The sequence below is a fragment of the Streptomyces tricolor genome (assembly GCF_002155905.1).
Taxonomy (GTDB): domain Bacteria; phylum Actinomycetota; class Actinomycetes; order Streptomycetales; family Streptomycetaceae; genus Streptomyces; species Streptomyces tricolor.
Genome location: NZ_MUMF01000363.1, coordinates 1 through 4,100, shown reverse-complemented (window position 1 = coordinate 4,100; position 4,100 = coordinate 1). Strand labels below are relative to the sequence as shown.

Genomic DNA, 4,100 nt, shown 5'->3' with positions numbered 1-4,100 from the left:
GATGGGCGGTGCCGGTGTGCGGTTCGTGCAGAAGGTCTCCGCCACGCGGGTGTTCGCGAAGGCCGCCCCGCGGGTGATCCCGGCGCTCGACCGGGGCGTGCACCGGCTCACCCGCGGGCGCGTGCTGCTCAGTGCCCGGCTGCTGCCCGGCCTGGTCCTCACCTCGACGGGAGCGAGGAGCGGGCTGCCCCGCCGGACCCCGCTGGCCTGCATGCCGGAAGGGGACGACGGCGGCTGGATCCTCGTCGGCTCCAACTTCGGGCGCACCGCCCATCCCGCCTGGACGCACAATCTGCTCGCCCACCCCGAGGCCTCGGTCAACTGGAAGGGCCGCGACCTCCCCGTCACCGCCCGGCTGCTCACCGGGGAGGAACGGGCCGCCGCCTGGCGGGCCCTGCTGGCGTTCTGGCCGCCGTACGCCGTCTACCAGGCGCGGGTGCGGCGCGAGATCCGGGTGTTCCGGCTGACCCGGAGGGACGGACCGGGTCGGTCCGGCGGGGCGGAGGGTTCCTAGGGCGGCACTTCCCGTCCGCGGCGCGACGCCGTGCGCGCGGTGTTCTGCACCCCCGAGAGGCGGACGCGCTCGCGGGGCGCAGGACGTGTGGCGGTCCGTGGGCCGCCGCGGCACGTGCTCCGGCCGGGCGGGAACCCTAGAGCGTCGCCAGCCGTTCCACCAGCAGGAGCGCGCCGATGCCCAGCATCGCCGCGCCCGAGGTGCGGGCCACCGCCCGGGCCGCCGCCGGACGGGCCGCGAGGAGGGCGCGGGCGAGGGCGCCGACGGCGAGGTAGACGGCCGCGCACGCCGCCATGTGGAGGAGGCCGAGGGCCGCCGTCTGCGCGGGGACGGGCAGATGGGCGCCCGTGAGGGTGAGGAACTGGGGGAGCACGGAGAGGTAGAGCAGCAGGCCCTTGGGGTTGAGGCCGCTGATCGTGGCGCCGCGCAGGAACAGCCGGCCGTCGGCCGCCGGCGTGCTGCCCGCGTCCGGGACCGCCGGCCGGCGCAGGACGCCCCAGCCGAGCCACAGCAGATAGCCCGCGCCCGCCACCGTCAGGGCCGTCAGCAGCCGGGGCGAGCCGGCCACCAGCACGGCCAGACCCGCCGTCGCCAGGGCCGTGTGCAGGGCGTAGCCGCAGACCAGGCCCGCCACCGCGCGCGGTACCGAGCCGCCGCGCAGCGCGGTCGTGATGACGTACGCCCAGTCGGCGCCCGGTACGCACACCAGCAGCAGGTCCACGACGAGGAACGAGAGGAGCAGTGCCGAGTCCATATCGGGGACATTAGGCGTGAATGGCCCGAAAGTGTTCCCGAAGTTTGCCCATGATCGCGTAGTCTGAGCAAATATCTTCTTCATGGACGACGTGGACCGAAAAATCCTTGCCGAGCTGCAACAGGACGGGCGGCTGACCGTGACCGAGCTGGCCGCCCGGGTCAGGCTCAGCGTCTCGCCCTGCCACCGGCGGCTGCGCGAGCTGGAGCGGTCCGGCGCCATCCAGGGCTACCGCGCGGTGGTGGACCCGGCCTCGCTCGGCCTGAACTTCGAGGCGCTGGTCTTCGTGTCCATGCGCCAGGAGGACCGGGACACGGTCGCCGAGTTCGAGCGGGCGGTCGGCGAGCTGGAGCACGTGCTGGACGCCCAGCGGCTGTTCGGCGAGCCGGACTACCTGCTCCGGGTGGCCACCGCCGACCTGGCCGCCTTCCAGCGGCTGTACGACGAGCGGCTGGCGACCCTGCCGGGTGTGCAGCGGCTGACGTCGACGCTCGTGATGAAGCACGTGGTGCGGGACCGGCCGTTGCCCGCGTAGACGGCAGGCGGTGGTCCACTCATGTGAACCACCGCCTGCCAGACAGGACTTGGACCCGGATGAAGGGGACCGCTTACTTGGACGGCTTCCTGCCGGTCACACCCAGGTGCACCAACAGCGCCAGGTTCGGCTTGAGTTCGGCCTGCTTCACGCCCCAGGAGGAGAAGCCCTTCTGGTGGGCCGCCACCGCGGCGAGCATCGCGACCAGCGAACCGGCCACCGCCGCCGGGTTCACGTCCTTGTCCACCCGGCCCTTGGACTGGAGCTCCGCGATGGAGTCCGCCAGGGAGTTGTTGACCGAGTTCAGGATCTTCATACGGATCTTGTAGAACCGTTTGTCCCCCTCGGCCGCGCCGAGGTCGACCACGCGCAGGATGGCGTCGTTCTTCCGCCAGAACTCAAGGAAACCGTCCACGAGTTCCTGTGCGGTGGCCCACCCGGACTTGCCGGCCCAGCTGCGCCCCTCCAGCAGTTCGGTCAACCCGGCACCCTCGGCCGCCATCTGCTCGGCGATCTCCAGGACGGCGCCTTCGACGTCGGGGAAGTACTGGTAGAAGGTCGCGGGCGAAGTGCCCGCCTTCCGGGCGACATCGATGACCTTGACGTCCCGGTAGGGGGAGGAGCTGAGCATCTCGCTGAGGCAGTCGAGCAGCTTCTGCCGGGTCGCCTGCCCACGCCGGCCGGCCACACGGCCGTCGACGGTACGCACTTGTCCTGTCATGCCGTCAGCTTACCGAGGGGTGATCGGAGCGCGATTCGGCCGACTGCAAATGGGGTGCCCGGGGGTATCGGGGATGGTGTGCCTGGTCTGCGCGGTGCGCGCGGCCCGGTTACTTTGGCGGCATGGCCGAAAACAGGGCATCCGCGAACGAAGAGACCTACGGGGAGGGCGTCCCCTGCTGGGTGGACGCCCAGCTGCCCGACGTCGAGGCGGGCAAGCGGTTCTACGGTGAGCTTTTCGGATGGACCTTCGAGGAGGCGTACGGCTCCTCCGTGTGGGCCCGGCTCGACGGCGACCGCGTCGCCTCGCTGGCACCCAAGACGGACGGCCGCATGCCCACCGTCTGGACGGTCTCCTTCGCGACCTCGGACGCCGCGGCCCTCGGCCGGCGGATCACGGCGGCCGGCGGGCAGCTGGTCATGGCCCCGTTCCCGGTCGGCGACCTGGGCACCGCCGCCCTCGCCACCGACCCCGAGGGCGCGGTCTTCGGCCTGTGGCAGCCCGGCACCCACCCCGGCTTCGGGCGGCGGCACGAGCCGAACACCTTCGTCTGGGCCGAGCTGTACACCCGGAACACCGCCGCGGCCAACGCCTTCTACGGCGGCCTCTTCCACGAAGCCCTGTTCGGCGCCGGCGCCGAGCCCGACTTCGGCCGCGCCGACGTCACCGACGTCTTCCCGGCCGAGATGCCCCCGCACTTCCTCGTCCACTTCCGGGTCGCGGACCTGCCGGACGCGCTCGGGGCGGTGCACCGGCTCGGCGGGCGGGTGCAGGCGCCACCCTTCGAGACGTCGTACGGAGTGGTGGCCGTCGTCACCGACAATCAGGGGGCGTCGTTCGCACTGTTGCAGCGCTGATCCGTCCGCTTTGGCCGGATCGGGCATGAGACACCCCGATTGTCACCGGGTTCGCAACCAGCCGCCCGGCCAGGAAGAATCGGGGTGCGTGCCGCCATGGCGGTGCGGTGGTGAGACGCTGCACTTCGGTCGCGTACATATGGAGAGTGGCGCGGCTCGTACGGGGAGGTGGCAGGCAAGTGGTGGATCAGCTGACGCAGCACGATCCGCGGCGGATCGGGCCGTTCGAGGTGCTGGGCCGGCTGGGCGCCGGCGGCATGGGGCTGGTCTATCTCGCGCGCTCGGCGTCCGGCCGGCGCGTGGCGATCAAGACGGTGCGCACCGAGCTGGCCGAGGACCAGCTCTTCCGCGTCCGCTTCACCCGCGAGGTGGAGGCGGCCCGCGCGGTCTCCGGCTTCTACACCGCGGCCGTGGTCGACGCCGACCCGCGCGCCGCCGTGCCCTGGCTGGCCACCGCCTACGTCCCCGCGCCCTCGCTGGAAGAGATAGTGAACGAGTGCGGGCCGCTGCCGGCCCAGGCCGTGCGCTGGCTCGCGGCGGGCGTGGCCGAGGCCCTCCAGTCCATCCACGGGGCCGGGCTGGTCCACCGCGACCTCAAGCCCTCCAACGTGCTGGTGGTCGAGGACGGCCCCCGGGTGATCGACTTCGGCATCGCCTCCGGCGTCTCGAACACCCGCCTGACGATGACGAACGTCGCCGTCGGCACCCCCGCCTACATG

General features: G+C 72.3%; 6 protein-coding genes. 4 read left to right on the top strand and 2 right to left on the bottom strand.

The window, feature by feature from the left end:
• Position 1 precedes the first annotated feature (1 nt).
• Positions 2 to 514, top strand: a complete 513-nt coding sequence (locus CCN44_RS25175; protein WP_086699776.1) for a nitroreductase family deazaflavin-dependent oxidoreductase — start codon at positions 2 to 4, stop codon at positions 512 to 514.
• Positions 515 to 650: 136 nt separating this feature from the next.
• On the opposite strand, the gene CCN44_RS25170 is transcribed toward CCN44_RS25175, so the two are convergent.
• Positions 651 to 1,268 carry a LysE family translocator gene (locus tag CCN44_RS25170; protein WP_059250599.1) on the bottom strand — a complete coding sequence of 206 codons (618 nt, stop codon included), beginning with the start codon at positions 1,266 to 1,268 and terminating at the stop codon, positions 651 to 653.
• Positions 1,269 to 1,350: 82 nt separating this feature from the next.
• On the opposite strand from CCN44_RS25170, the gene CCN44_RS25165 reads away from it, so the two are divergent.
• Positions 1,351 to 1,803, top strand: coding sequence for an Lrp/AsnC family transcriptional regulator (locus tag CCN44_RS25165; protein ID WP_059250601.1), 453 nt, complete (start codon positions 1,351 to 1,353; stop codon positions 1,801 to 1,803).
• A gap of 73 nt (positions 1,804 to 1,876) precedes the next feature.
• On the opposite strand, the gene CCN44_RS25160 is transcribed toward CCN44_RS25165, so the two are convergent.
• Positions 1,877 to 2,512 carry a TetR family transcriptional regulator gene (locus CCN44_RS25160; RefSeq protein WP_086699773.1) on the bottom strand — a complete coding sequence of 212 codons (636 nt, stop codon included), beginning with the start codon at positions 2,510 to 2,512 and terminating at the stop codon, positions 1,877 to 1,879.
• A gap of 134 nt (positions 2,513 to 2,646) precedes the next feature.
• Here CCN44_RS25160 and CCN44_RS25155 point away from each other — a divergent pair, with 134 nt between their 5' ends.
• Together CCN44_RS25155 and CCN44_RS25145 are read left to right on the top strand one after the other, a co-directional pair.
• Positions 2,647 to 3,381 carry a VOC family protein gene (locus CCN44_RS25155; RefSeq protein ID WP_059250605.1) on the top strand — a complete coding sequence of 245 codons (735 nt, stop codon included), beginning with the start codon at positions 2,647 to 2,649 and terminating at the stop codon, positions 3,379 to 3,381.
• 179 nt (positions 3,382 to 3,560) lie between these two features.
• Positions 3,561 to 4,100 (top strand): serine/threonine-protein kinase (locus tag CCN44_RS25145; RefSeq protein ID WP_143649956.1); only part of this gene is annotated, 540 nt, incomplete at its 3' end.